Consider the following 23,896-nt stretch of genomic DNA (forward strand, 5'->3'; position numbering starts at 1 on the left):
CGGCGGAGATCCCGCCGCGAGCACGATCTACGAAAGGACCTTCGGCGTGCAGGCCAAACCTTGCCGAGAATCACGAGTCGTCAAGACCAGCAGGGTGTTTCCCAACGACGTCAACGACCACAACACGTTGTTCGGCGGGAAGCTGATGAGCGACATCGACATGACCGCGTCGATCTCGGCGACACGTCACAGTCGCGCGTCGGTTGTGACGGCGTCGACCGACTCCGTGGCCTTCCTCGAACCCGTTCGCCCGTCCGATTCGGTGTGCCTCGAGTCGTTCGTGACCTGGACCGGACGCAGCTCGATGGAGGTCTTCGTCAAGGTCACCGCCGAGGATCTGCGCAGCGGTGAGCGACGCATCGCCGCCACCGCCTTCCTCACCTTCGTCGCGGTCGACGACGGTGGTCGCCCCATGCAGGTGCCGCCGGTGCTGCCCGAGTCCGACGAGGAGCGCAAGCTCAACGAGTCCGGTGACGAGCGAGCGGAGCACCGCCGCATGCACCGCGCGCAGAGCCAGGAGATGGCGAAGTTCCTCACCACCAGCCGGCCGTGGTGAGTTAGGACCTTGCGAACGACGCATTCTCGCTGATCGCGATACAGCCTTGGAAAATGTCGCGACTATGAGCGGGATCATTTTGTACCGCAACGAGATCGAAGGATTTCGAAGTGCTGCCCACTCGCCACCAGGCCTGTGCTCGGTGAGCGTCGAGGACGAGAGAGCATCGATGCGGCTTCGGTGGCATCCGCCGGACCTCAGGGCGAGCTCTTCCGAGGTACTTGTGATGAGGCCATGGAGAAGGGCACAGGTACTCTCTCATCGTGTCCGAATCAGGGGATAGCGCGCTTTCACCGACGAATGACGTCTCATCGCATTCGCCGGCTACTATCCATCCTGCCTCGACGGTCGTTGCCGCTCCCCTGGCTGATCAAGTGTTCGATACTTTGCGCGGCTGGATCGTCAATGGTCAGCTGCCGCCCGACTATCGTCTTCGAATCCGTGACATCGCAGCGATGGTGGGGACGAGCGTCATGCCCGTGCGAGAAGCGGTACGGCGTCTGGTCGAAGCCGGTTTGGCCATTCACGAGCCGTACAAGGGAGCCCGCGTGCGGGGTCTCGATGTGAGCGAACTCGAGCAGGCCTACGACGTGCGGATTCTGTTGGAGAGCGAGTGCGCCCGCCTCGGCGCCGCCGCTGCAGGTGAGGGCGTGTGCGATCGGATGCAGGAACATTGGCTCGCCTTGGAGGACGCTGCCCGGGCCGGCGATGTGCTCCGATCCGTGCAGATCGATGAAGAACTTCTCGACACCCTCTACGCAGCTGGGGGGAATGAGGTCCTGCGCGACATCGTGCACGGCCTCTGGGACAAGTGCCGGCCGTACAAAGTGCTGTGGGCCAGTGATGTGGCACGTCGCGGTGAGGTCCATATCTGGCACTACAAACCAGATCTGATCGCCGCGGTGCGCGCCAAAGATGCAGATCAGGCTGCGGAAATGGTGCGCCGCTCATACACGGAAGCGAAGGCAGCACTTCACGCGCTGCTCGACGATCCGCAGCAGTGATCCCCCGGCGCTGATGCCGGTGCTCGATCTCCGGCTCAAGCCTGTTCGCCCCTGATGTGATCACAAATCTCAGATCTCAACTCTTGACTTCGATATGTGATCACATTTACGGTGGTTCGCATCACACCGCGAACTCCCCGCCGCTTGGAGGCCTTCCCATGACCCGCCCCTCTCTCGTAGCCGAACGTGAACTGATCCGTGTGCCATCCATCGCAGCGAGCGCGCCCTACTCGCCTGCAGTCGCACTCGGAAACCTGGTGTGGACCAGCGGCGCCCTCCCCACCGAGCAGGACGGCACCGTCTCGGACGATTTCCGCACCCAGGTACGCACCGCACTGCACAACTTGGGAGCATTTCTACGAGAAGCCGGCGCCGACTGGTCCACCGTCCTCAAGATCAACGGCTACGTGAAGGACATCGAACAGCTCCCCGCGCTCAACGAGGTGTACGCCTCGATCGTGACCGTGCACGGGGCACCTGCTCGCACCACCGTGGAGGTCTCGCGTTTCCGCGGCCGAACCCAGGTCGAGTTCGATGCCGTCGCATTTCGTCGCATCCCCTGACTCCAATTCCCCCAGGAGTTCTCCATGACGAACAACTCGCGCCATTCCTCGGCGTTGCCGACCGCACTTCCTCCGGTTGTCCCCGGCTCCTCCGTGCCCCGACTCGAGCACCGAGTCACCACGTCTCTGCTGGTCGACCAGGTCTTCGATGCGCTGCGCTCTCGCATCGCGCGAGGCGAGTGGGCACCCGGAACACTGCTACGCATCCGCGAGATCGCAACGCTGCTGGGAACAAGCGAAATGCCGGTGCGGGAAGCGTTTCGCCGCCTCACCCAAGCAGGACTGCTCGAGGCCGCCCCGTACAAGGGTGCAACCGTACGAGTGCTGAGCATCGACGAACTCGAACATGTCTACGACGTACGCCTCATGCTCGAACCCCAGGCCGGACGCCTGGGCGCGCTGAATGCAAACGAGGCTGCGATCGCAGCGATGCGCCATCATCGCCAACTGCTCGAGGACGCTGCTGACCGCGGGGACGTCGTCGAGGCGGTTGCACAGGACGAGCACTTCCTCACTGCCCTGTACGAAGCCAGTGGAAACCACCTGCTGGTCAACACGATCCGAGGATTGTGGGACACCTGCCGACCCTACAAGAACCTCTGGGTGACCAACGCCATCGAACGCGGCATGGCGACGTGGACCCACCTTTCTCCCCTCCTCGAGGCAGCCGAACAACACGACGCCACCGCAGCCTTCGCAGTCCTCGAACAGACCTACCAGGACGCACGAGCCGTGGTCCGCCAACTTCTCGACACACGATCGGACGAACACCAGTGAGGACCACCGTCATCGGCGCGGGAGTCATCGGACTCTCGTGCGCATACGAACTCTCCGAACTCGGCCACACCGTGACCGTCATCGACGCAGACGCTGCAGGTGCTGCCGCCTCGGCCGGCAACGCCGGATGGGTCACTCCCTTCCTGTCCACCCCTCGCGCCGCGCCGGGAGCGGTCCGCGACGCCATGCGCAGTTTCACCAGCACCGAGGGCCCGGCCCGGATGCGTCCGCACCCCGAGCTCGGCTTCGCCGACTGGATCACGAAGTTCCTGCGCGCGAGCACCAAGAAGCGCAACCGGAAAAGCACTGCAGCACTACAGGATTTCGCCCGCGGTGCACATGCACACTTCGATGCGCTGCTCGACCGTGGAGTGAGCTTCGACCAGTACACCGACGGTCTGGCGGTGGTGTTCAAGGACGAACAGAACCTGCGCCATTACGAACAGACCGTCACCACGATGCGCTCACTCGGTTACGTCGGCAGTGTCCGCGTCTACCGCGGTGAGGAGACTCGGGCATTCGATCCGGCCCTGCACCCCGACATCGCCGGGGCGCTGCACCTCGAGACCGAACGGCACGTGCGGCCCGAAACCCTCTGCCAGGGGCTGGCCAAGGCCATGGAAAACAAAGGCGGTGAAGTCGTCGAACACGATGCCGTCGACCGCATCACCGAACGACCCGCGCGCCAGTGGAGTGTCACTACCGCGTCCGGACGCACCGTCGTCTCGGACAACCTCGTGGTCGCCGCCGGCTTCCCGACACGGACGCTGCTCGCTCCCCTCGGCGTGAAGGTGCCGTTGGAAGCGGCCAAGGGCACGAGCATGACCGCGCGAGGCGAAGGCACCGCGCCGAGTCATCCCCTGAAGCTGTACGAGAACATGGTGGCCTGCTCCCCGTTCGGCAACGCGGTACGTCTGTCGGGCACCTTCGACATCGGCAACCGCGACTTCACGCTCAACCACAAGCGTCTCGACATGGTCGTGCGCCAAGGTCTGTCCTATCTGGCGGACTGGCATCCGACGAACCTCGACGTCGAATGGGTCGGACACCGGCCCACCTCCGCGGACGATCTGCCGATCATCGGACCGGTTCCCGGCCGCACCGGTCTGTACGTGGCCACCGGTCACGGGACCTTGGGCGTGACCCTCGGACCCGTCACCGGGGCTCTGGCCGCCCGCGAAATCGCCCACGGCCAGACCCAACCGCAACTCGAACCGTTCCGCCTGACCCGCTTCTGAGCGGCCCACCTCGACCGACCTGCAGGAATCAAGGAGTAGACCCGTGACCGGAGCAGTACACAACATCGCCGGCAACTTCCACGTCCCCGAGCCCGAGAACGAACCGGTACGCGACTATCGCCCCGGCTCCCCGGAGGCCGAGGCCGTGGCCCTCGAGATCAAGCGAATCGGCGGCACCACCCAGTCGATCCCACTGTCCATCGGCGGAGAGCTCATCGAAACCGAACGAACCCAGCAGGTCGTCTCCCCCCACGATCACGCCCGTGTCCTGGGCGAGTTGTCGCTGGCCGACGAGACTCATGTGCGCAGTGCCATCGACTCCGCGCTCGCCGCCCGCCACGACTGGTCACGTCTGCCGTGGTGGGACCGCATCTCGGTGTTCCTGCGCGCCGCCGAACTCGTCGCCGGCAAGTACCGCGACGAAATCAACGCTGCCACCATGCTCAACCAGTCCAAGACCTACCATCAGGCCGAGATCGACGGCGCCTGCGAACTCGCAGACCTGCTGCGCTTCAACGCCCACTACGCCGAGCAGATCTACGCCAACCAACCGAAATCCACTCAGGGCGAGAACAATTACCTCGACCAGCGCGGCCTGGAAGGTTTCGTGCTCGCGGTCACCCCGTTCAACTTCACCAACATCGCCGGGAACCTGCCCGCGACCGCGGCGATGATGGGCAACACCGTGGTGTGGAAGCCCTCGGAGAAGTCCGCATTGAGCACCGATGTGGTCCGTCGCGTCTTCGCAGAAGCCGGGGTTCCCGCCGGAGTGATCAACTGCGTGCACGGCGACGGCAAACTCGTCACCGACATCGCCCTGGCGGACCCGAACCTGGCCGGACTGAGCTTCACCGGCTCAACCGAGGTGTTCCGTCAGCTGTGGAAGAAGGTCGCCTCCCACATCGACACCTACAAGGGCTACCCGCGCCTGGTCGGTGAGACCGGCGGCAAGAACGCCGTCGTCGCCCACGTCTCGGCCGATCCGCAGGCGTTGATCACCGGCCTGACCCGCGGCGCCTTCGAGTTCCAGGGACAGAAGTGCTCGGCGGCCTCGCGCGCCTACATCCCGCGCAGCCTGTGGAAGAAGATCAAAGACCCCCTCGCCGCGCAGATCGAATCGCTGGTCGTCGGGGACGTGGCCGATCACCGCACCTTCCTCGGCGCGGTGATCGACGAGACCGCCCACGATCGGCTCGCCAATGCGATCGGCAAAGCGAACGCGCTCGACTCGCACACGCTCGTCGCCGGCGGTACCACGAGCAAGGACACCGGCTATTTCGTGCGGCCGACCGTCTTCGAGACGACCGACCCGAACGCCTTCACGTTGACCACCGAGTTCTTCGGGCCGCTGCTGACGGTGTTCGTCTACGACGATGCCGATTGGTTGGACACCCTGGCTCTCGCCGAGCGCACCAGCCCCTACGGGTTGACCGCCTCGGTGTACGCCACCGACCGCGTCGCGATCGGTCAGGCCCTGGACGTGCTGCGCGATGCGTCCGGCTACGTCGCGATCAACGACAAGCCCGCCGGCATGTCGATCGGCAAGCAGCAGTTCGCCGGGTCCCGCGCCTCGGGCACCAATGACAAGATCGGCTCTCCCCTCGCATTGCAGCGGTGGGTCAGCGGGCGGTTCATCAAGGAAAACCTGAACCCCGACACCGACTACCGATACCCCTATCTCGGCGTCTGATCGACCTCTGCCGATCAGACCGCCCCTCTTCATCGTCCCCACGGAGCACGCCATGCCATCCAACGACCCGCTGCTGTCACCGTTGCACCTCAAGCACCTGCGGCTGAAGAACCGCGTGGTCTCGACCTCGCACGAACCCGCATACGCAGAGAACGGCATGCCCAAGGACCGCTACTTGCGGTACCACGAGGAAAAGGCCCGAGGCGGTCTGGCGTTGACCATGATGGGCGGGGCGGCCTGTATCGCCCCCGAATCCCCGGCGTTCGTCAACAACATCGCGCTCTACCGCGACGAGGTCGTGCCGTATCTGGCGAAGATCTCCGATGCGGTGCACGAGCACGGCGCCCTGGTCATGTGCCAGGTCACCCACGCGGGACGGCGCACCAGCAACTACGAGGGTGACTGGCTGCCGACCATCTCCTCCTCCGGCGACCGCGAACCCCAGCACCGGGCCTTCCCGAAATCCGCGGAGGACTGGGACATCGAACGCATCATCACCGCCTACGCCGACGCCGCCGAACGCTGCAAGGCCAGTGGCCTGGACGGCATCGAACTGATGGCCTACAGCCACCTGCTCGATCAGTTCTTCTCCCCCGCACTGAATCATCGTGACGACGAGTGGGGCGGCGACTTCGACGGTCGCCTACGTTTCCCGCTCGAGGTGGTCCGTGCCATCCGCCGCCGCGTCGGCGACGATTTCGTCGTCGGTCTGCGGATGGGTGTCGACGACGAACGCGCCGGCGGCAACGCGATGGACGAAGGTGTGGAGGCGGTGCGTCGTCTGGCCGCTGAAGGCATCGATTTCCTCAGCGTGATCAAGGGAAACCTCGACTCCGATCACACCATGGCGCGCGTCATCGCCCCGATGGGCACTCCGGCGGCGGTGCATCTCGACTTCGCCGGCCGCGTCAAGCACGAACTCGATATCCCTGTCATGCATGCCGGTCGCATCGCCGACCTGGCCACCGCCCGATATGCGATCAGCGAAGGTCTGCTCGACATGGTCGGTATGACCCGCGCGCACATGGCCGACCCGCACCTGATGCAGCGTGTCCTCGACCGGGAGGAAGACCGGATCCGTCCCTGTGTCGGTGCCGGCTACTGCATCGACCGGGTGTATGCCGGCAGTGACGCCCTGTGCATCCACAACGCCGCAACCGGACGAGAACATCAACTGCCGCACACGGTGACACCGGCCGACCAGAAGAAGAGGGCTCTGGTCGTCGGGGCCGGCCCGGCCGGACTGGAAGCCGCCCGCGTGCTCGCCGAACGCGGCCACACCGTCACCGTCCTCGAGGCAGGGAGCGCGCCGGGCGGACAGGTGGCGATCGCGTCGATGCCCGAGCGGCGCCGAGACCTGATCGGCATCATCGACTGGCGAGTTCAGGAATGCCGACGCCTCGGAGTGTCCATCCGCTACAACACCTACGCCGAAGCCGACGACGTCCTCGCCGAGAACCCCGACGTGGTGATCATCGCGACCGGCGGCATCCCGAACACCACCATCGTCGACGGGCCGGAAAACCTGCTCACCGACACCTGGCAGATCCTCACCCGCGAGATCAAGCCCGGCGCCTCGGTGCTGGTCTTCGACGACAACGGCGATCACCCGGCGATGAGCGCCGCCGAGTACCTCGCCGACACCGGGTCGGTGGTGGAAGTGGTCACCCCCGAGCGGATGATCGCCCCACTGGTCGGTGCGTCGAACTATCCGGCGTACCTGAAGAAGTTCGCCGAGAAGAAGGTCCGGACCACACTCGGTGCCCGGGTCACCGGGGTCACCCGGGGTGCCGATCGGCGCCTGGAGGTCACCCTCGAGGACGAGTACGCCCACACCATCGAGACCCGCCTCGTCGACCAGATCGTCGTCGAGCACGGCACCACACCCATCGACGATCTGTATTTCGACCTCAAGGACCGCTCCCGCAACCGCGGTGCCGTCGATCAGGACGCGCTGCTCGCCGGACATCCGCAACACCTCGAACCCAACCCGGACGGGACATTCCAGCTCTTCCGCGTCGGAGATGCCGTCTCCAGCCGCAACATTCACGCCGCGATCCTCGACGCCTACCGGCTCTGTCTGACCCTGTGACCCGTGCACGCAGTCCAAGGATCCGAGCACCCAGCGAAAGAAGAACACCTGATGTACGACGCCATCATCGTCGGTGGAGGCCTCGCAGGCCTATCGGCGGCCCATCGACTACGACACCGCAATATCCTCCTGCTCGAGAAGGAACCCCGCTTCGGTGGCCGCATCCGCTCCGAACGCCGCGGACCCCACTGGCTCAACTGGGGAGCACACGTCTACAACGGTCCCGGCAGCGCCACCGGTGACCTGCTGACCTCCGTCGGTATCGACTCGACCCCCGTCCCGGGCAGCCTGGCCGGACTGGCCATGAACGGCAAGCTACTCACCTCCGGGCGAGTCGAGACATATCCCTTCCGAGTCCCGATGTCCTGGCACGATCGCATTGCTCTCATGCGTGCCGGCATCAAAGTCCGACTGGCGGTCATGCAGTACTCCCGCGTCGCCGCACCACGCGACGGTGAGGACTACCGCATCCGACAACAGCGGATCTACGACTTCCTCGGCGATCGCACCTTCACCGACTTCGTTGGTGACCTCCCTCCGGACGCGGATGCATTGTTCCGCCCCACGGTCAGCCGCTCCGCCGGCGACCCCGAACAAGTCTCGGCCGGAGCCGGCGTCGGCTACTTCCATCTGGTCTGGGACCGCACCGGCGGACTGTCCCGCAACATCGTCGGAGGTCCCTCCACACTGACCGAGACAATCGGCGCAGGCCTCGGCGACGCCGCAAAAATCGGTGCCGAAGTCACCGAAGTTGTGCACGCCGACAACCACGTCATCGTGCGCTACCGCCACGACGGTGTCGACCACGAAGCCACCGCACGATATGCAGTCCTGGCGACCACCGCCCCGGTCATCTCCAAGATCGCTCCCGACCTCGACCCCGACGTACGAGACGCATTGAGCAAGATCGTCTACGGGCCGTACGTCAGTGCCGCATTCTTGACCAACGAAACCTCGAGTCAGCCATGGGATTCGTCCTATGCCATCGCCACCCCCAAACGAGCATTCAACGTCTTCTTCAACATGTCGAACGCAGCCCGTGCAGCCGAACCCGTCCGGGGCAAAGGCAGCAGCATCATGGCGTTCTCCCCCGCTCGCTTCGCCCGCCCATTGATCGATCGAAGCGACGACGACATCCTGGACGCCTACTACCGCGATCTCGACGACATCTTCCCCGGCTTTCCGAACCTCGTCGAAGAAGCTCACGTCCAACGATGGCCACACGGCCTGGCCTACTGCTTCCCCGGCCGCGGCGCACTCCAACCCACCCTGACTCGGCGAGGTAGCCGCATCATGCTCGCCGGCGACTTCCTCGGCACGTGGTACACCGAAACCGCCGTGCAATCCGGTTTCGCTGCCGCCCAGGACATTCTCAGCGCACTCGCCACCCCGACCCCTGAGCGCTCCCACGCGCTTACCGCCACGATCGGAGAACACCATGGCTGACCTGACCGGCAAAGTCGCCTTGATCACCGGCGCCTCACGCGGCCAAGGCGAAGCAGAAGCCCGGCTGTTCGCCGAACGCGGAGCCAAGGTGATCATCGCCGACGTCCTCGACGACGCAGCCGACAAACTGGCCGCCGACATCGGAACCGACCGCGCAACCGCCGTTCACCTCGACGTCAGCGATCCGCATCAATGGCACGAAGCTCTCACAGCCGGGATCGCTGCATTCGGACACATCGATGTCCTGATCAACAACGCCGGGATCTACCACCACGGCCCACTCGTCGAGACCCCTGTCGACCAGTACCGCCGGTTGATCGACGTCAACCAGATCGGTGTGTTCCTGGGCATGCAGACTCTCGCCCCACACATGATCGAACTGGGACGCGGATCGATCGTCAACATCGTGTCGATCTCGTCGTTCGCACCCCTGGACTACACCTCGGCGTACGCATCGACCAAGTCTGCTCTACTGGCAATGTCCAAAGCCGCTGTCGGCGAACTCGGCCCCCACGGTATACGGATCAACATGATCCATCCCGGCGGTGTAGCCACCGAGATGGGCGCCCCCCAAGGCACCGTGCCGGCCGCTTACTCGCAGGCACCTCTCGGACGCATCGGTCAGCCTCGTGAAATAGCCACAGTTGCAGCATTTTTGGCTTCCGAAGACAGCTCCTACTGCACCGGATCGGAAATCCTGGTCGATGGCGGCTGGACCGTCGGGACCCGTAATCCGTGGACATCCACGAACTGACAGCTGCCGGCTCGACCCGATACCGGCACCGAGCGCTCATCCCTCCGTGGCCACGTGCTCGGCGCACGACTCACACCCCTGTGAGACAAGCCCTTCCGCAGTTTCAACGCCGGCGCCCACTCCTCGACTCATTCATCGGGGACTCGACTCACCCATCAGGGAGAAGAGCACCATGACCTATTCCGTCATCGACGAGGCACCATACGGAAAATTCCACCGCAAACTCGTGCTGCTGTCCTCCGGCGGCCCCTTTCTCGACGGCTACATCCTCGGCAACATCGGCGTCGTCATCGTCGGCATCCAGACACAACTCGGTCTCACATCGACCGAACTCGGACTCGTAGGGGCGGCAGCGCTGGTCGGACTGTTCCTCGGCGGCCTCGGATTCGGACGCCTGACCGATGTCATCGGCCGCAAACTGATGTACACGATCGACCTCGGCGCAATGCTGGTCGGATCCCTGCTGTGCCTGTTCGTCCAGGAAGGATGGCAACTGATCGTCCTGCGCCTGTTCCTGGGTATTGCGATCGGAGCCGACTACCCCATCGCCACCGCAATGCTGTCCGAATGGCTCCCCCGCAAAGAACGCGGGCGCTGCATGGGCATGCTCATGGCCTGGTGGTTCATCGGCGCCTCCGCCGCCTACATCGTGGGCTTCGGCCTGATCCAACTGCTCGGCGACGATGCCTGGCGGTGGGTACTGGCCAGCGCCGCCGTGCCGGCACTGGCGATCATGGTCGCCCGCCACGGGACACCGGAATCACCGCGCTGGCTCATCAGCAATGGCCACCGCGAGCAAGCGCAGGAGAACATCGCTTCGGCACTCGGCCGCCCGGTCACCGAACAGGAACTCGACGTACTCGCTGCTCAAGAAGCATCCACTGGAATGGGCTTCGGACACGCATTCAAGAAGCCGTACGGCAAACGCACACTGTTCGTCTCCCTGTTCTGGACCTGCCAGATCATCCCGCTGTTCGCCCTCTACACCTTCGGTCCGACCATCCTCGCGGCCTTCAACATGTCCGACGACTCGATCCTCGGTTCCCTGCTGATCAGCCTGGTCTTCCTCATCGGCCTGATCCCGGCGATCAAACTCATCGACCGAATCGGGCGTCGCCCGCTGATCATCTGGTCGTTCGCGTTGATGATCATCCCCCTGACGATCCTGGGTCTCGCTCCCGGTGCTGCCATTCCCGTAGTGGTCATCTGCTTCTGCCTGTACGCCTTCTTCTCCGGCGGTCCGAGCATCCTCGAATGGGCCTACCCCACCGAGCTGTTCCCCACCGAAATCCGAGGAACCGCAGTCGGATTCGCGACATCGGTCAGCCGCATCGGTGCCGCCGTGGGCACCTACCTGCTACCGGTCGGTCTGACCCACCTCGGATTGGGCACCACCATGCTTCTCGGCGCCGGTGTCACCTTGATCGGCCTGCTCGTATGCATCGCTTGGGCACCGGAAACAAAAGACCGATCCCTTCAAGAAGCCGCCGGCATCCACCGCGAGCAACCGCAGTCCCTGGACCTCAGCCGGCACTGACCCGTCCCGAGCCCCGGGTGCGCGGGAGGTCCTCCCGCGCACCCGGCACCACCGAAACGAATTCAGTATCGCAGAACCGTCGCTGCGCACCCGGGTCCCGACCGCATACGACAATGCACCCCTCGAACGGATCGGTCAGCCCCAGGAATCGTCGCGGTAACCGCTTTTCTCGCCTCGGACGACAGCGCGTATCGCAACGGAGCCGGAATCTTCGCCGACGGCGGTTGGACGGTCGGCACCCGCAATCCCTGGTCCACCACGAACTGACCCAGCACTAACCATGAAGTGAGCTCCGATGACCATCGTGGAATCTCCGTCGTACCCCAGCTCTCCGCCTGCCACCGCCACGTCGTACGTCCTGGTCACCGGCGTGGAGCAGGCCGAAGGCGCTCGTGCCGCCACCGCACTCTCGGCAGCGGGTCACACCGTTCTCGCGCACAGTTTCTCCCCCGCGGCCGCCGACGCCCTCGCGCTCGAAATCACCGACGCCGGAGGATCCGCCCATCCTCTGGCCGCCGACCTGACCGTCGAATCCGAGGTCGAGCGTCTCTTCACCCACCTCGAGCACCGCTTCGGAGGTATCTCCGCCCTCGTACACACCGCGTGGCTGCCCGGACCGGAAACCGCCTGCCACCCACTGGCGGAGATCCGCCCCGCCGACTGGGGACGGTTCACCTACGACCACATGGCTCTGCTGTTCCACACCACCCGGCGAGCCGCCGAATCCATCCGCCGCACCAAACGAATCGGGTCCATCGTCACCGTGACCGGGTTGGGTTCCCCAACTGCGCCGGCGCACGCACCCGTGACGGCAGCCGGGCCGGCACGCACATCGATCAGCGGCGCAGTCGAGTCGTTCACAGTGGCCGCCGGGCAACACCCCGACACGGCTACCGTACGGATCAACGGAATTCGGCTGGTCGCCGAGACAGCGACGTCCGGTGACGACGGAGACACCGTCCCCAACCTCGACAGCCTGCTCGCGCGAATGGTCGATCCGGTCTCGGAAATCGGGAGCGGGCACATCTTCGCCGCCCACCTCAGCCGTCCGTTGACGCCGGTGCACGCTGCCTCGAGTCGGATATGACCGGTCGCATCTTCGTCGTGATCGGCGAATCGAATGTGGCCCGGCAAGTATGCGCCTCGCTCACCGAACGACGATTCGACGTGCTGCACCTGATCACCCCCGATGACCCGGAGCTACTGCACGCACTGAAGCGAACCCCGGCAGGGGTTGCCGTCGTCACCCACGATGACGTCGCTGCGCTGCGCTACGCCCTCGCCGTCGCGCATATCGACCCCGATGCGCCCTTGGTGGTGACCATCTTCGACCGCACCATCGCCGAACAACTCACCACCTTGATCCCGCACTGTCAGGTCACCTCCCCCGCCGACCTCGCAGCCCCCGCTCTGGCAGGCCCCTGCATCGCGTCGCACCTGGCCGCTGCCCGCAGCACCACCGACGGCACCGCCTGGGTGATCGAGCACCGAACCACGGAGCATCCCCCGGCCTGGTCACCTCTGCCGGTCACACGTCCGAGCCGTCTGCGCCGCCTGCTTCTCCAATCGATAGGTGCCCTGCGTTCACATGACGCCGGTACCCGAATGCTGCTCACCGGACTTGCCGGCTTGAGCACGATCCTCGCCCTGGACTGGCTCTGGCTGACCTTCGGTAAGAACCACAACGGCGTGGAATCCTTCAAGGAGGCAGTGCAGGTGGTCGCCACTGTCGGTCCCGCCGGCCCTTCACACGGCGATCACTTCTACGATCTGTTCGCTGCCGTCGCGATGCTGCTGGCCATGCTGTTCACAGCCATGTTCACCGCGGGGGTGGTCGAACGCCTGCTCGGGACCAGCCTGATCGGCCTAGTGGGGCCGCGCATTCTGCCCCGCCGCAACCACGTCATCGTGGTCGGATTGGGTCAGGTCGGATTACGACTGTGCCTGGAACTGCGCCGGCTCGGCATCCCCGTCCTGGCCGTCGAACGCGACGATCGAGCGCGCAATCTACGCTTGGCCAAATCGTTGGGTATCCCCACGATCGTCGGCCACGGCACCGACAAGAATGTGCTCGAGCGAGCCTGTATCGATCGCGCACTGTGCCTCGCTGCCGTCGGCTCCGACGACCGTGACAACATCGCCGTCTCCGTCGCTGCGCACGGAGTGCGACCCGGCGTCAGACTCGTTCTGCGGGCAGGGGAACAAGAAGCTCTGGCCGATACCGGCTCCCTGCTTCCGTTGGGCATCACCCGCAATGTCACGGTCCTCAGCGCCACCTTCGTCGTCGCACGCCTGTTGGGGTTGGCAGCGGACCGAGCGGTCACGGTGCACGACCACGTTCACTTGGAGATCGAGGGCGCATTCGAGCGATATCCACTGTCTGCCCGCTACCAATGCACCCATATCCATGCCGGGCGAGCGATCGCACCGATTACTTGACCTCCTTGGACAGCTCAGGCGCGCAATGACCCGACATCGAACGCCGAATTTCAGAAAGACCGCATCGAGGGTGATGGAACGGGAAGTGGTTCGACGGTTTCGTCTGACGGCACCGACGCGATGAATATGTCTGCCGGATGCGCGAAATCCCGGCGAGCGGCGCGGAGCTGTGGAAACATCTCGACCACTCGACGCGAAGGGGGATCGCGTGTTCGACATCGAGCTTTCGGCAGGGACGATCGAGTACGAGGACACCGGCGGCACCGGACCGGTTCTGGTGTTCATCCATGGCCTTCTGATGGACGGAACCGGGTGGCGGCACGTCGTCGAACAACTCCGCGGCACCTACCGCTGCATCCTGCCGACCTGGCCTCTCGGCTCGCACCGCATACCGATGCGTCCGGAGGCAGACCTCACCCTCGTCGGAATGGGCCATCTCATCGGGGAGTTCCTCGACGCCCTCGACCTGCGCGACGTCACACTGATCCAGAACGATTGGGGTGGCGCCCAGGCCTTCCTCGCCGTGTCGAATCCCGAACGGGTCTCGCGACTGGTGCTCACCGCATGCGAGGCATTCGACAACTACCCGCCCGGCCCGGTGAAACTACTGCTGCCACTGGTCAAGATTCCGGGCGGGGTACGTGTACTCATGGCCGTGCTCGGCACGAAACTCGGACGGCGAGGGCCCGGAACCTGGGGATGGATGAGCAAACGTCCGGTACCCGAACCCGTCATGGACGCCTGGTTCCGTCCGGCCACCGTCGACCGGAACATCCGTCGCGATCTGGCGAAGTACGCACTTTCGGCTCCGCCTGAGCAGCGCCTGCTCGAGATCGCCGCGAAAGCGGCGCAGTTCTCCGGGCCGGTGCTGGTCGTGTGGGCCACCGAGGATCGCATGATGCCGCGCGATCACGGACGACGCCTCGTCGAGGCCTTCCCCGACGCACGGTTGGTCGAAATCGACGACAGTTACACCCTGCTGGCCGAAGACCAGCCCGAGAAGCTCACCGCGGCGATCGAAGAGTTCCTGACCACCACGGCCGGTTGAGACATCCCACATCCGGAAACGACTCGGCGCCCGGTGCCGCCGAGTGTCGACTGGACCGGACGCCGGGTAGTTCCGAACCGAGTGCTTACAGCGCCCGCGCGATGATCTGTTTCATGACCTCGTTCGCGCCGGCGTAGATCCGCTGGACGCGCGCGTCCTCGTACATCCGCGCAATGAGGTATTCGCGCATGTAGCCGTAGCCGCCGTGCAACTGCACGCAGCGGTCGATGACCTCGCACTGCTTGTCGGTCAGCCAGTACTTGACCATCGCGGCATCGGACGGATCGAGTTGGCCCTTCAGGTGCTGCTCGATGCAGTGGTCGAGGAAGATGCGGCAGGTGCGGGCGATGGTTTGGCACTCGGCGAGTTCGAAGGCCGTGTTCTGGAACTCGAACAGGCTGTGCCCGAACGCCTGTCGCGCCTTGGTATAGCGGACGGTCTCCTCGACGGCCCGGTCCATCGCACCGGCGGCCTGCGCGCCGATGATCAGACGTTCCTGCACGAGCTGTGCCATGAGCTGACCGAAGCCGAGACCTTCGGATTCGCCGAGCAGGTTCGTCACGGGCACGCGCACGTCGACGAACGACAGCTCGGAGGTGTCGGCGGCGTGCTGGCCGACCTTGTCGAGCACACGGCCCACCGAGAAGCCCGGGGCGTCACGGAGATCCACGATGAGCAGCGACACGCCCTTGGCGCCGGCCTTCGGGTCGGTCTTGACGGCGAGGACGATGACGTCGGCCGAGGAACCGTTGGTGATGAAGGTCTTCGAGCCGTTGACGACGTAGTGGTCGCCGTCGCGCACCGCGGTGGTCTTGATGGCCTTGAGGTCCGACCCTGCGCCGGGTTCGGTCATGCCGATGGCGCCGAGGATCTCGCCGGTGGCCATGCCCGGCAGCCACGCCTTCTTCTGCTCCTCGTTGCCGTATTCGAGGATGTAGTGCGCCACGATGCCGCTGTGCACGGAGTTGCCGAACGCGAGGTCGCCGGAGTAACCCTGCGCATCGAACACCGCGAGGTCGTGCGCGAAGGTGCCGCCGCCACCGCCGTATTCCTCGGGAATCGAGCAGCACAGCAGACCGAGTTTGCCGGCTTCGAGCCACACCTCACGATCGATACGGCGCTGCGAGTCCCACTTCTCGGCCTTGCCCATGACCTCGCGATCGAAGAACTCGCGCGCGAGTTCGTAGACGGCAGAGACCTCGTCGTCGTACCAGGAGGCGACGTGCTTCTTCGGCATCGAACTCGGCTTCCTTTTCGCAGTGGTCGGTTCGGGAGAGTGGTCAGGATCCGCGCAGTTCGCGCTTGAGGAGCTTGCCGCTCTGATTACGCGGCAGGACGTCGGCGAAGCGAACGGCCTTGGGCACCTTGAACGGTGCGAGGCGCTGCTTGACATGGTCGATCAAGGTGACCTCGTCGAGTTCGTGACCGTCCTTGAGGACGACCACCGCGGTCACCGCTTCGATCCACTTCTCGTCCGGAGTACCGATCACCGCGGCCTCGGCAACGGCCGGGTGTGTGTAGATCGCGTCCTCGACCTCACGCGAGGCCACGAGGATGCCACCGGTGTTGATGACGTCCTTGATGCGGTCGACGACGGTGATGAAGCCTTCCGCATCGCGGGTGACGAGGTCGCCGGAGTGGAACCAGCCGTCGCGGAAGGCCTCCTCCGTCGCGGCGGGATTCTCCCAATAGCCCAGGCACAGTTGCGGTGAGCGGTACAGGATCTCACCGGGTTCACCATCGGGGACGTCGTTGCCGTCGGCGTCGACGACGCGGGTTTCGACGAACAGCACGGCCCGGCCGCACGAGGCGGGGCGCGCGTCGTGTTCCTCGGGGCGGAGGACGGTGGCGAGCGGACCGATCTCGGATTGGCCGAAACAGTTGTAGAAGCCGAGCTCCGGGTAGCGGCCGCGGAGTCGCTCGAGGACGGTGACGGGCATGATCGACGCTCCGTACTGCGCCTTGCGCAGCGACGACAGGTCGCGCTCGTCGAGGTCGGGATGGTTGGTCAGCGGCACCCACACCGTCGGGGCGAGGAACAGCGATCCGATGCGCTCCTCCTCCACCAGCCGCAGGATCTCGGCGACGTCGGGTGCGGGCAGCAGCCGCACGGTCGCACCGACCGCGAAGTACGGGATGAGGAAGACGTGCATCGCCGCGGAGTGGTAGAGCGGCATGCACACGAGCGGGTCGTCGCCGGCCGACAGGTCGAGCGCCTCGATTGACGACATGTACTCGAAGGTGAGCGCCCGGTGGGTCATCATGGCGCCCTTGGGCTTCGACGTCGTGCCCGAGGTGTAGAGGAGCTGGACGAGGTCGGTGTCGGCCACCGCGACGTCGAGCGTCGGCACGTCGCCGGTCTGCGCGACCGTCACCAGGGAGTCGTCGGCGTCGCGGAGCGGGACGACGGTCTCGGCCGGCACGTCGGCCAGGACGGCGTCGAGATTGTCGCGCAACACGGGGTCGACGAGCACGGCTTTCGCGCCCGACTGACCGAGCAGGTACGACAGTTCCTCGCCGCGCAGTGCGTAGTTGATCGGCACGTGCACCAGCCCGGCGCGGGCAGCGGCGAGATATCCGATCGCGTAGCCGTCGGAGTTGGTGCCGTAGGCGGCCACGCGGTCGCCCTTGGCCAGGCCCGACGAGAGCAGATGTGCGGCGGCGCGGGTGACGGCGTCGTCGAGTTCCCGGTAGGTGAATTGCCGGTCGCCGAAGCGGAGCGCGACGCGGGCGGGGTAGCGCGCGGCGGTGCGGTGGAGGATGCCGTCGACGGTGCTCTGACGCGGATCGGGGGTCATGCAGCGAACTTTATAGGACGTCCAACCAACTAGTCCAGACTTAGCGATCGCTCGGGATCAGCGGCCCTTCCAGACCGGGGCCCGCTTCTCGAGGAAGGCCGTCATCCCCTCCTGCGCGTCGTCGATCATCGCGTTCGACGCCATCGTCTCGGCCATCGCGGCATAGGCCGTCTCCTGCGGCAGATCGATCTGCCGGTAGAACGCCTCCTTGCCGATCCGCATCGTCGCGGGGGACGACGTTGCGATCTTCAGGGCGAGCTCGGTGGTCGCGGTCTCCAGCGTCTCCGGTTCGACGACGTAGTTCACCAGCCCCCAGTCGGCGGCGGTCTGCGCGTCGATGGTGTCGCCGGTCAGCAGCATCTGCAGCGCCCGCTTGCGTCCGATCGCGCGGCTGACCGCGACCATCGGCGTCGAGCAGAACAACCCGATCCGCACGCCGGGGGTACCGAAGCGGGCGTCGCCGGCAGCGACGGCGAGATCGCACGACGCGACGAGCTGGCATCCCGCCGCAAGCGCCGTGCCCTGCACCGACGCGATCACCGGTTGAGGGATCGACTGCACCGTCCGCATCATCTCGTTGCACGTCTCGAAGATCGCGCGTTCCTCGTCGAGCGTGCGTCCGATCATCTGCCGCAGGTCGTGCCCGGCCGAGAACACCGGACCTTCCGCGCGGACCACGATCACCTTCGAGTCGGCCGCGAGCGCCGTCAAACCGGCGATGACCTCGCGCATCGTCTCCACCGACAACGGGTTGCGCTGCTCCGGGCGGTCGAGAGTGAGCACCCCGATACCGCTGGCCTCGTCGACAGCGATGAGCACGGGCGGGGGCAGGGTGTCGACGGCGTCGGGGCCGTCCGCAGAGCGATCCGTCACGTTCCCTTTCCTACACCACCCGCGAGTTACCGGCGCGGCATCGACGAGACGAGATCCGCGACGCGGGCAGGCTCCCGCCCGAGCAGCGCCGCCGTGACGGCACTCCCGGCGACGAAGCCGTGATCGTCGTAGAAGTCGAACATCGCCGCCAGACGCTCCCGGGTATCCGCGGGCAGGTCGCGGCCGTGGCGCTCCATCCACACCGGGACGGACACCTGCTCGATCTCCACCGATCGCCCGGCGACCGCGCACAGCTGCCGCACACTCACCGCGTCCGGTCCCCCGAGCTCGTAGGTGGCGCCGTGGTGGACGTCAGCACCCTCGACGAGGACACGGGCCGCCACCGTCGCGACGTCCGACAGGGCAACAAACGAGAACGGCGCGTCGGGGTCGTAGGGGACGTCGAGTGCGTCGACCGATCCGTCGAGCACGGACGCGAAATTCTCCGTGTACGCGCAGGGCTGCAGCACGGTCCACCGCACCCCGGAGGCGTGCAGGATGTCCTCGCAGCGCGCCTTGTCGAGGTGGTGCGGCATCGCCGGCGTGTACGGCCAGGCGACGGAGTGGTAGACGACGTGATCGACACCGGCCTCGGCCACCGCCTCGAGGAACCGTTCGAACAGCGCCGGCTCGTCGGGGTGCATGTTCGGGGCGATGAAGTAGACACCGCGGCAACCCGACAGCGCGTCGACGAGCCCGGCACCCGTCTCGAGGTCGACAGCACGATCCCCCGCCTGCCGAGCGGTATGCACCATTCGGCGGACGGGGGTCGTGTCTGCTGTCTCCAGCGCCGCGACGACAGCCGTTCCGGTCTTCCCCGCGGCACCGATCACTGCGAGATCGGTGCCGCGGGAGAAATGGGCCGTCGTCGACATCAGTTGCCGATGAAGTCGTACTCGGCGAACTCGGCACCACCCGACAGGCGGGCGTAACCGGGACCGCGGTCGAAGAAGGGCTCCTCCTCGCCGCGCTCGGCGCGCATCTGCGCACGCAGCGCCTCGGTGGCCTCGACGTCGGCGACGGGCTCCTCCGCCGAGGTGTCCTTCAGGATCACACCGTAGTCGTCGCGGGCGCCCTCGACGGACACCTTGCGCCACAACACGTCCCGGACCACCTCGTCGATCGGACGATCGAGCGGGTCACCCCAGCCACCGCCGCCGGTGGTGCGGATGCGCACCGTCTCGCCGGCCTTGATCGGCTCGGCGTCCGTGAGAGCATCGAACTCGCGCTCGTTCGGGCCGCCGGGATCGAGGGTGACGGAGAACGGCTTGCCGGCCTTGCCGCCCTTGACGCCCCAGCACGCGAGGATCGAACGGTCCGCGATGGACATGAAGTTCGCGTCCTTGAGCATGCGGATGTGCTTCTCGTAGCCGAGACCACCGCGGTAGCGACCGGCTCCACCGGAATCGATTGCCAGACCCAGCTTCTCGACGATGAACGGGAATCGGCTCTCCGTGAACTCGGTGGGCAGGTTCCGCGAGTCGGGTACCACGTGGATGGTGTCCTCACCGTCGGCGTAGTGCCGGCCGCCGGAGCCGCCACCGAGCACCTCACGCATGAGGTAGGAGTGGCCGTCGAAGTCCTCGCCGTACACACCGGTGTAGCGGATGGTCTCCTGGTCGGCGGGCATGTTGCCGTCGACCGCCTTGGCGACCACACCGGAGAGCACACCGAGCAGACGCAGGATCACGAACGTGCGAGCGTTGGTGGGAGCGGGGAAGATCGGCGTGATGAGCGTGCCCGGCTCCGGGAACCTCATCTCGATCAGCGGCACGACACCTTCGTTGACGTCCAGTTCCGCCATGCGGTCCGGGGTGTCGGCCAGGTTGCGGAGGATCGGCGCCAGCCACTTGATGAGGAAGTTGCCGTCGGCGTAGTCACCGCAGTGGTTGATCGGGCCCTTCGCCTGCGGACCGGTGCCGTTGAAGTCCAGGATCAGGCGCTCGCCGCCCTCGTCCTCCGGGGAGGTCTTGGTGAGGGTGATGCGCTGCACGTGCAGCATGGGCTCGTCCACACCGTCGTGCTCGGCGTAGTCCTCCCAGGTGTACGTGCCCACCGGGATCTTGCTGAGGATCTCGCGGCGGTACGTCTCGGTGGTCGCATCGAGGATCGCGTCGAAGCAGGCCTCGACGGTCTCGACACCGTAGCGTTCGAACAGTTCCGACAGTCGACGCGCACCCATGAGGCACGCCGAGCACTCGGCGTCGAGGTCGGCGGCGAGCGAATCGGGCATGCGGGAGTTGCGGGTCATGATCCGCAGTGCCGCCTCGTTGGGAACGCCCTGGTCCCACAGCTTGATCGGCGGGACCATCAGTCCCTCCTCGTACACGGTGGTCGCACCCGAGGGCATGGAGCCCGGGCAGCAACCGCCGATGTCGTCGTGGTGGCCGAAGGCCTGCACGAACGCGACCACCGAAGGCTCGGTGTCGCCGGGGCGGGTCGCGAAGACCGGGACCGTGACGCACAGGTCGGGCAGGTGCCCGATGCCGCCTTCGGAGAGGTAGACGTCGTTGTGGAAGAAGACGTCGCCGGGCTTCATCGTCTCGAGCGGGAAGTCACGCGCCACCGGATGCACGAGCGCCGAGTACGAGCGACCGGTGAGCTTGCGCAGGTTGCGGTCGTGGATGCCGGCACGGAAGTCATGGGCGTCGCGGATCATCGGCGAGCGCGAGGTCCGGGAGATGGAGGTCTCCACCTCCATCTCGACGCTGGCAAGGTAACCGGCGACGATCTCGACGAGCACAGGATCGGGAGCGGTGCCCGAAGCGTCGGTCAGCCGGAAGGGCTTGCGCGTCGTGGCCGCGGCGGGTTCGAGAGTCGCAGTCATCGGGTGGCTCCGTTCGAGTCGGATGTCTTGGTGAGGCGGATGTTGCCGAAAGAGTCGATGCGAGCGCGGAATCCGGGGTGGACCGGGATGGTCGAGCTGAATTCCTCGATCACGGCGGGACCTTCGAGTTCGTCGCCGGCGCCGAGGCGTGCGCGGTCGTACACGCGGGTGGTGACCCACTCGTCGAAGTACGCCTCGCGGGTGCCGGTGAGCGCGGCGTCCGCACCCGTGCCCGGGGCGATCTCGGCGAGTTCAGGTCGCTTGATGGGTCCGATGCCGCTGACGCGGAGATTGACCCATTCCACGTGCTGGTGGGGATCGTTGCGGAAGTCGTAGCCGTAGAGCTCGCGGTGGGCCTGGTGGAAGCGTTCGGCCGCCTCGTCCATCAGTTCCTGGGTGATGGGGCCGTCGCCGACCGGCACACGCACCTCGAAGGCCTGGCCGAAGTAGCGCAGGTCCGCCGAGCGGGCGTACTGCCGCTGGTCGGGTCCGAATCCCTCGTCCTCCAGGGCACGTTCGGCCTCGGCCGCGAGGGCGTCGAGTCCGGCCTGCAGCTCCTCGATCTCCAACCGGTCGTGGCGGCTGACGTGCGTCTGCACGTAGTCGTTGCGGACGTCGACGGTGAGCAGCCCGAAGGCCGAGACGTTGCCGGGCTCGAGCGGCACGAGGACGTCCTTGAGACCGAGGATGTCGATGAGGCGACAGGCCAGCAGCGACCCGGAGCCGCCGAAGGTCACCAAGGTGAAGTCGCGGACGTCGAGACCACGCTTGACGGTGATCTGGCGCAGCGCGTTGGCCTGGTTCCAGGCCGACACTTCGAGAATGCCCGTGGCGCACGCCTCGAATTCGAGGCCGAGACGGTGTGCGAGCTCCTCGACGCCCTTGCGGGCGAGTTCGGTGTCGAGCGGGATCTCACCGCCGAGCAGGTGGGGAGGGATGCGACCGAGCAGGACGTGGGCGTCGGTGATGGTCGGCTCGTTGCCACCCTTGGCGTAGCACAGGGGTCCGGGATCGGCGCCCGCCGACTGCGGGCCGACGCGCAGGGTGCCCTCGGGGGTCATCCACGCGATGGAGCCACCGCCGGCGCCGACGGTCACCACGTCGATCATGGGGATCTTGGACGGGTAGACACCCACGCGACCTTCCGTGGTGAGTGCCGGCTCGCCGCCGACGACCACGGTGACGTCCGTGGAGGTGCCGCCACCGTCGCAGGTCAGCACCTGGTCGACACCGGCGACGCCGGCAATCAGGGCCGCACCCAGGGCACCGGCTGCAGGGCCGGAGAGCACGGTCGTGATCGGCTGGTGCACGACCTCCTTCGCCGACAGCACGCCACCGTTGGACTTCATCACGTAGAACGGGATGTCGCGCTGCTCGCCCTCGGCGGAGGAGAACTCGCGCAGACGGTTCGCGATGTTGTTGACGTAGTTGCGAATGTTGGGCTTGACCGCGGCGTCGACGAGGGTCGTGATGGACCGCTCGTACTCGCGGTACTCGCGCAGCACCTCGCTGGAGATGCTCACGGTCGCCTCCGGGTACTCTTCCATGAGGATGTCGCGGACGCGGCGCTCGTGCTCGGGGTTGGCGTAGGAGTGCATCAGGCACACACCGACGGTGAGGATCTCGCGGTCCTTGAAGAAGCGGGCGGCGGCGCGGACATCGTCCTCGTTCAGGGGACGGATCTCGCTGCCGTCGTAGGCGAGACGGCCACGGATGGTGCGGACACGGTCGGCCGGCACGATGCGGTCGGGCTTGACCCAGAAGTAGGAGTTGCCGTAGCCGTCGGGGACCGACTGGCGGGCGATCTCGAGGACGTGTTCGTAGCCCTCGGTGGTGATGAATCCGAGGGTGCCGACCTTGCCCTCGAGGAGCTTGTTGGTTGCGACGGTGGTGCCGTGGCTGACGGCGTCGATCGCGTCGCCGGTCTCGCCGAGCTGCGCGAGGACCTTCTCGATGCCGGCGAGGAAGCCGATGGCCGGATCCTGCGGTGTCGACGGGGTCTTCGTGGTGACGATGGCGCCGGACTCGTCGTCCACCGCGACCACGTCCGTGAATGTTCCGCCGGTATCGATACCGACCCGAATCTTCCTGGATCCCATGTTTCCTCCTGGGTTCGTCTCGCCGGTGTCCCACCTGACGTCTGATGACATTCCACCCCCTGAGCGGCGGTGTTTCTTTGTCACATCTCGCCGAACTCGTCGCCCGGAGTTCGGGGTTCGTACACCTGCCACCTGCAGACGACGGCACCCCCGGG

The 23,896-nt window shown here is 65.9% G+C and carries 19 protein-coding genes; 13 read left to right on the top strand and 6 right to left on the bottom strand.

Going from position 1 to position 23,896, the window contains the following annotated elements; translation table 11 throughout:
• Window positions 1-46: 46 nt before the first annotated feature.
• The 13 genes from LPH33_RS22455 (at window position 47) to LPH33_RS22515 (ending at window position 15,144) form a co-directional block, all read left to right on the top strand.
• The gene (locus tag LPH33_RS22455) at window positions 47-556 is read left to right on the top strand and encodes an acyl-CoA thioesterase (protein WP_088898681.1); all 510 of its coding nucleotides are present in this window, start codon (window positions 47-49) and stop codon (window positions 554-556) included.
• Window positions 557-819: 263 nt separating this feature from the next.
• The gene (locus LPH33_RS22460) at window positions 820-1,560 is read left to right on the top strand and encodes a GntR family transcriptional regulator (RefSeq protein WP_229566150.1); all 741 of its coding nucleotides are present in this window, start codon (window positions 820-822) and stop codon (window positions 1,558-1,560) included.
• Window positions 1,561-1,718: 158 nt separating this feature from the next.
• Window positions 1,719-2,123 carry a RidA family protein gene (locus tag LPH33_RS22465; RefSeq protein WP_060650101.1) on the top strand — a complete coding sequence of 135 codons (405 nt, stop codon included), beginning with the start codon at window positions 1,719-1,721 and terminating at the stop codon, window positions 2,121-2,123.
• 24 nt (window positions 2,124-2,147) lie between these two features.
• Window positions 2,148-2,900, top strand: a complete 753-nt coding sequence (locus LPH33_RS22470) for a GntR family transcriptional regulator (RefSeq protein ID WP_229566151.1) — start codon at window positions 2,148-2,150, stop codon at window positions 2,898-2,900.
• The gene (locus tag LPH33_RS22475) at window positions 2,897-4,138 is read left to right on the top strand and encodes an NAD(P)/FAD-dependent oxidoreductase (protein ID WP_229566152.1); all 1,242 of its coding nucleotides are present in this window, start codon (window positions 2,897-2,899) and stop codon (window positions 4,136-4,138) included. The genes LPH33_RS22470 and LPH33_RS22475 overlap by 4 nt, the downstream gene beginning before the upstream one ends.
• A gap of 43 nt (window positions 4,139-4,181) precedes the next feature.
• Window positions 4,182-5,828: an L-glutamate gamma-semialdehyde dehydrogenase gene (gene pruA, locus LPH33_RS22480; RefSeq protein ID WP_229566153.1), complete on the top strand. Its 1,647-nt coding sequence runs from the start codon at window positions 4,182-4,184 to the stop codon at window positions 5,826-5,828.
• A gap of 52 nt (window positions 5,829-5,880) precedes the next feature.
• Window positions 5,881-7,920, top strand: a complete 2,040-nt coding sequence (locus tag LPH33_RS22485; RefSeq protein WP_060650098.1) for an FAD-dependent oxidoreductase — start codon at window positions 5,881-5,883, stop codon at window positions 7,918-7,920.
• A 51-nt stretch (window positions 7,921-7,971) separates the two neighbouring features.
• Window positions 7,972-9,366 carry a flavin monoamine oxidase family protein gene (locus LPH33_RS22490; RefSeq protein WP_060650097.1) on the top strand — a complete coding sequence of 465 codons (1,395 nt, stop codon included), beginning with the start codon at window positions 7,972-7,974 and terminating at the stop codon, window positions 9,364-9,366.
• The gene (locus LPH33_RS22495; RefSeq protein ID WP_060650096.1) at window positions 9,359-10,120 is read left to right on the top strand and encodes an SDR family NAD(P)-dependent oxidoreductase; all 762 of its coding nucleotides are present in this window, start codon (window positions 9,359-9,361) and stop codon (window positions 10,118-10,120) included. Before LPH33_RS22490 ends, LPH33_RS22495 begins: the two co-directional genes overlap by 8 nt.
• A gap of 172 nt (window positions 10,121-10,292) precedes the next feature.
• Entirely contained in the window at window positions 10,293-11,657 is a 1,365-nt protein-coding gene (locus LPH33_RS22500) for an MFS transporter (protein WP_060650095.1), read from the top strand.
• Window positions 11,658-11,952: 295 nt separating this feature from the next.
• Window positions 11,953-12,744, top strand: coding sequence for an SDR family NAD(P)-dependent oxidoreductase (locus tag LPH33_RS22505; RefSeq protein ID WP_060650094.1), 792 nt, complete (start codon window positions 11,953-11,955; stop codon window positions 12,742-12,744).
• Window positions 12,741-14,096 carry an NAD(P)-binding protein gene (locus LPH33_RS22510; RefSeq protein WP_060650093.1) on the top strand — a complete coding sequence of 452 codons (1,356 nt, stop codon included), beginning with the start codon at window positions 12,741-12,743 and terminating at the stop codon, window positions 14,094-14,096. The genes LPH33_RS22505 and LPH33_RS22510 overlap by 4 nt, the downstream gene beginning before the upstream one ends.
• A 208-nt stretch (window positions 14,097-14,304) precedes the next feature.
• Complete coding sequence (locus tag LPH33_RS22515) at window positions 14,305-15,144, top strand: alpha/beta fold hydrolase (RefSeq protein WP_229566154.1); 840 nt, start codon at window positions 14,305-14,307, stop codon at window positions 15,142-15,144.
• An 85-nt stretch (window positions 15,145-15,229) separates the two neighbouring features.
• Here the strand turns inward: LPH33_RS22515 and LPH33_RS22520 are convergent, their stop codons facing one another.
• From LPH33_RS22520 to LPH33_RS22545, 6 genes are read right to left on the bottom strand one after another with little or no spacing between them, the layout of a single operon-like run.
• Window positions 15,230-16,381, bottom strand: coding sequence for an acyl-CoA dehydrogenase family protein (locus tag LPH33_RS22520; protein ID WP_229566155.1), 1,152 nt, complete (start codon window positions 16,379-16,381; stop codon window positions 15,230-15,232).
• Window positions 16,382-16,424: 43 nt separating this feature from the next.
• Window positions 16,425-17,942, bottom strand: coding sequence for an acyl-CoA synthetase (locus LPH33_RS22525; protein WP_229566157.1), 1,518 nt, complete (start codon window positions 17,940-17,942; stop codon window positions 16,425-16,427).
• Window positions 17,943-17,999: 57 nt separating this feature from the next.
• A complete protein-coding gene (locus LPH33_RS22530) occupies window positions 18,000-18,815 on the bottom strand; it encodes an enoyl-CoA hydratase (RefSeq protein ID WP_229566158.1) in 816 nt (271 codons plus the stop codon).
• A 26-nt stretch (window positions 18,816-18,841) separates the two neighbouring features.
• Window positions 18,842-19,690: an SDR family oxidoreductase gene (locus LPH33_RS22535; protein WP_229566160.1), complete on the bottom strand. Its 849-nt coding sequence runs from the start codon at window positions 19,688-19,690 to the stop codon at window positions 18,842-18,844.
• Window positions 19,690-21,642: a hydantoinase B/oxoprolinase family protein gene (locus LPH33_RS22540; protein WP_229566162.1), complete on the bottom strand. Its 1,953-nt coding sequence runs from the start codon at window positions 21,640-21,642 to the stop codon at window positions 19,690-19,692. The genes LPH33_RS22535 and LPH33_RS22540 overlap by 1 nt, the downstream gene beginning before the upstream one ends.
• Entirely contained in the window at window positions 21,639-23,741 is a 2,103-nt protein-coding gene (locus LPH33_RS22545) for a hydantoinase/oxoprolinase family protein (RefSeq protein WP_229566164.1), read from the bottom strand. Before LPH33_RS22545 ends, LPH33_RS22540 begins: the two co-directional genes overlap by 4 nt.
• Between the last annotated feature and the right edge of the window lie 155 nt (window positions 23,742-23,896).

This window comes from Rhodococcus sp. RDE2 (genome assembly GCF_020885655.1).
GTDB classification, from domain to species: Bacteria; Actinomycetota; Actinomycetes; order Mycobacteriales; family Mycobacteriaceae; genus Rhodococcus; species Rhodococcus pyridinivorans.

Coding starts and splice junctions, on each gene's coding strand:
- LPH33_RS22465 (WP_060650101.1), top strand. CDS start 1,719: ATGACCCGCCCCTCTCTCGTAGCCGAACGTGAACTGATCCGTGTGCCA.
- LPH33_RS22470 (WP_229566151.1), top strand. CDS start 2,148: ATGACGAACAACTCGCGCCATTCCTCGGCGTTGCCGACCGCACTTCCT.
- LPH33_RS22485 (WP_060650098.1), top strand. CDS start 5,881: ATGCCATCCAACGACCCGCTGCTGTCACCGTTGCACCTCAAGCACCTG.
- LPH33_RS22490 (WP_060650097.1), top strand. CDS start 7,972: ATGTACGACGCCATCATCGTCGGTGGAGGCCTCGCAGGCCTATCGGCG.
- LPH33_RS22495 (WP_060650096.1), top strand. CDS start 9,359: ATGGCTGACCTGACCGGCAAAGTCGCCTTGATCACCGGCGCCTCACGC.
- LPH33_RS22500 (WP_060650095.1), top strand. CDS start 10,293: ATGACCTATTCCGTCATCGACGAGGCACCATACGGAAAATTCCACCGC.
- LPH33_RS22505 (WP_060650094.1), top strand. CDS start 11,953: ATGACCATCGTGGAATCTCCGTCGTACCCCAGCTCTCCGCCTGCCACC.
- LPH33_RS22510 (WP_060650093.1), top strand. CDS start 12,741: ATGACCGGTCGCATCTTCGTCGTGATCGGCGAATCGAATGTGGCCCGG.
- LPH33_RS22520 (WP_229566155.1), bottom strand. CDS start 16,381: ATGCCGAAGAAGCACGTCGCCTCCTGGTACGACGACGAGGTCTCTGCC.
- LPH33_RS22525 (WP_229566157.1), bottom strand. CDS start 17,942: ATGACCCCCGATCCGCGTCAGAGCACCGTCGACGGCATCCTCCACCGC.
- LPH33_RS22535 (WP_229566160.1), bottom strand. CDS start 19,690: ATGTCGACGACGGCCCATTTCTCCCGCGGCACCGATCTCGCAGTGATC.
- LPH33_RS22540 (WP_229566162.1), bottom strand. CDS start 21,642: ATGACTGCGACTCTCGAACCCGCCGCGGCCACGACGCGCAAGCCCTTC.
- LPH33_RS22545 (WP_229566164.1), bottom strand. CDS start 23,741: ATGGGATCCAGGAAGATTCGGGTCGGTATCGATACCGGCGGAACATTC.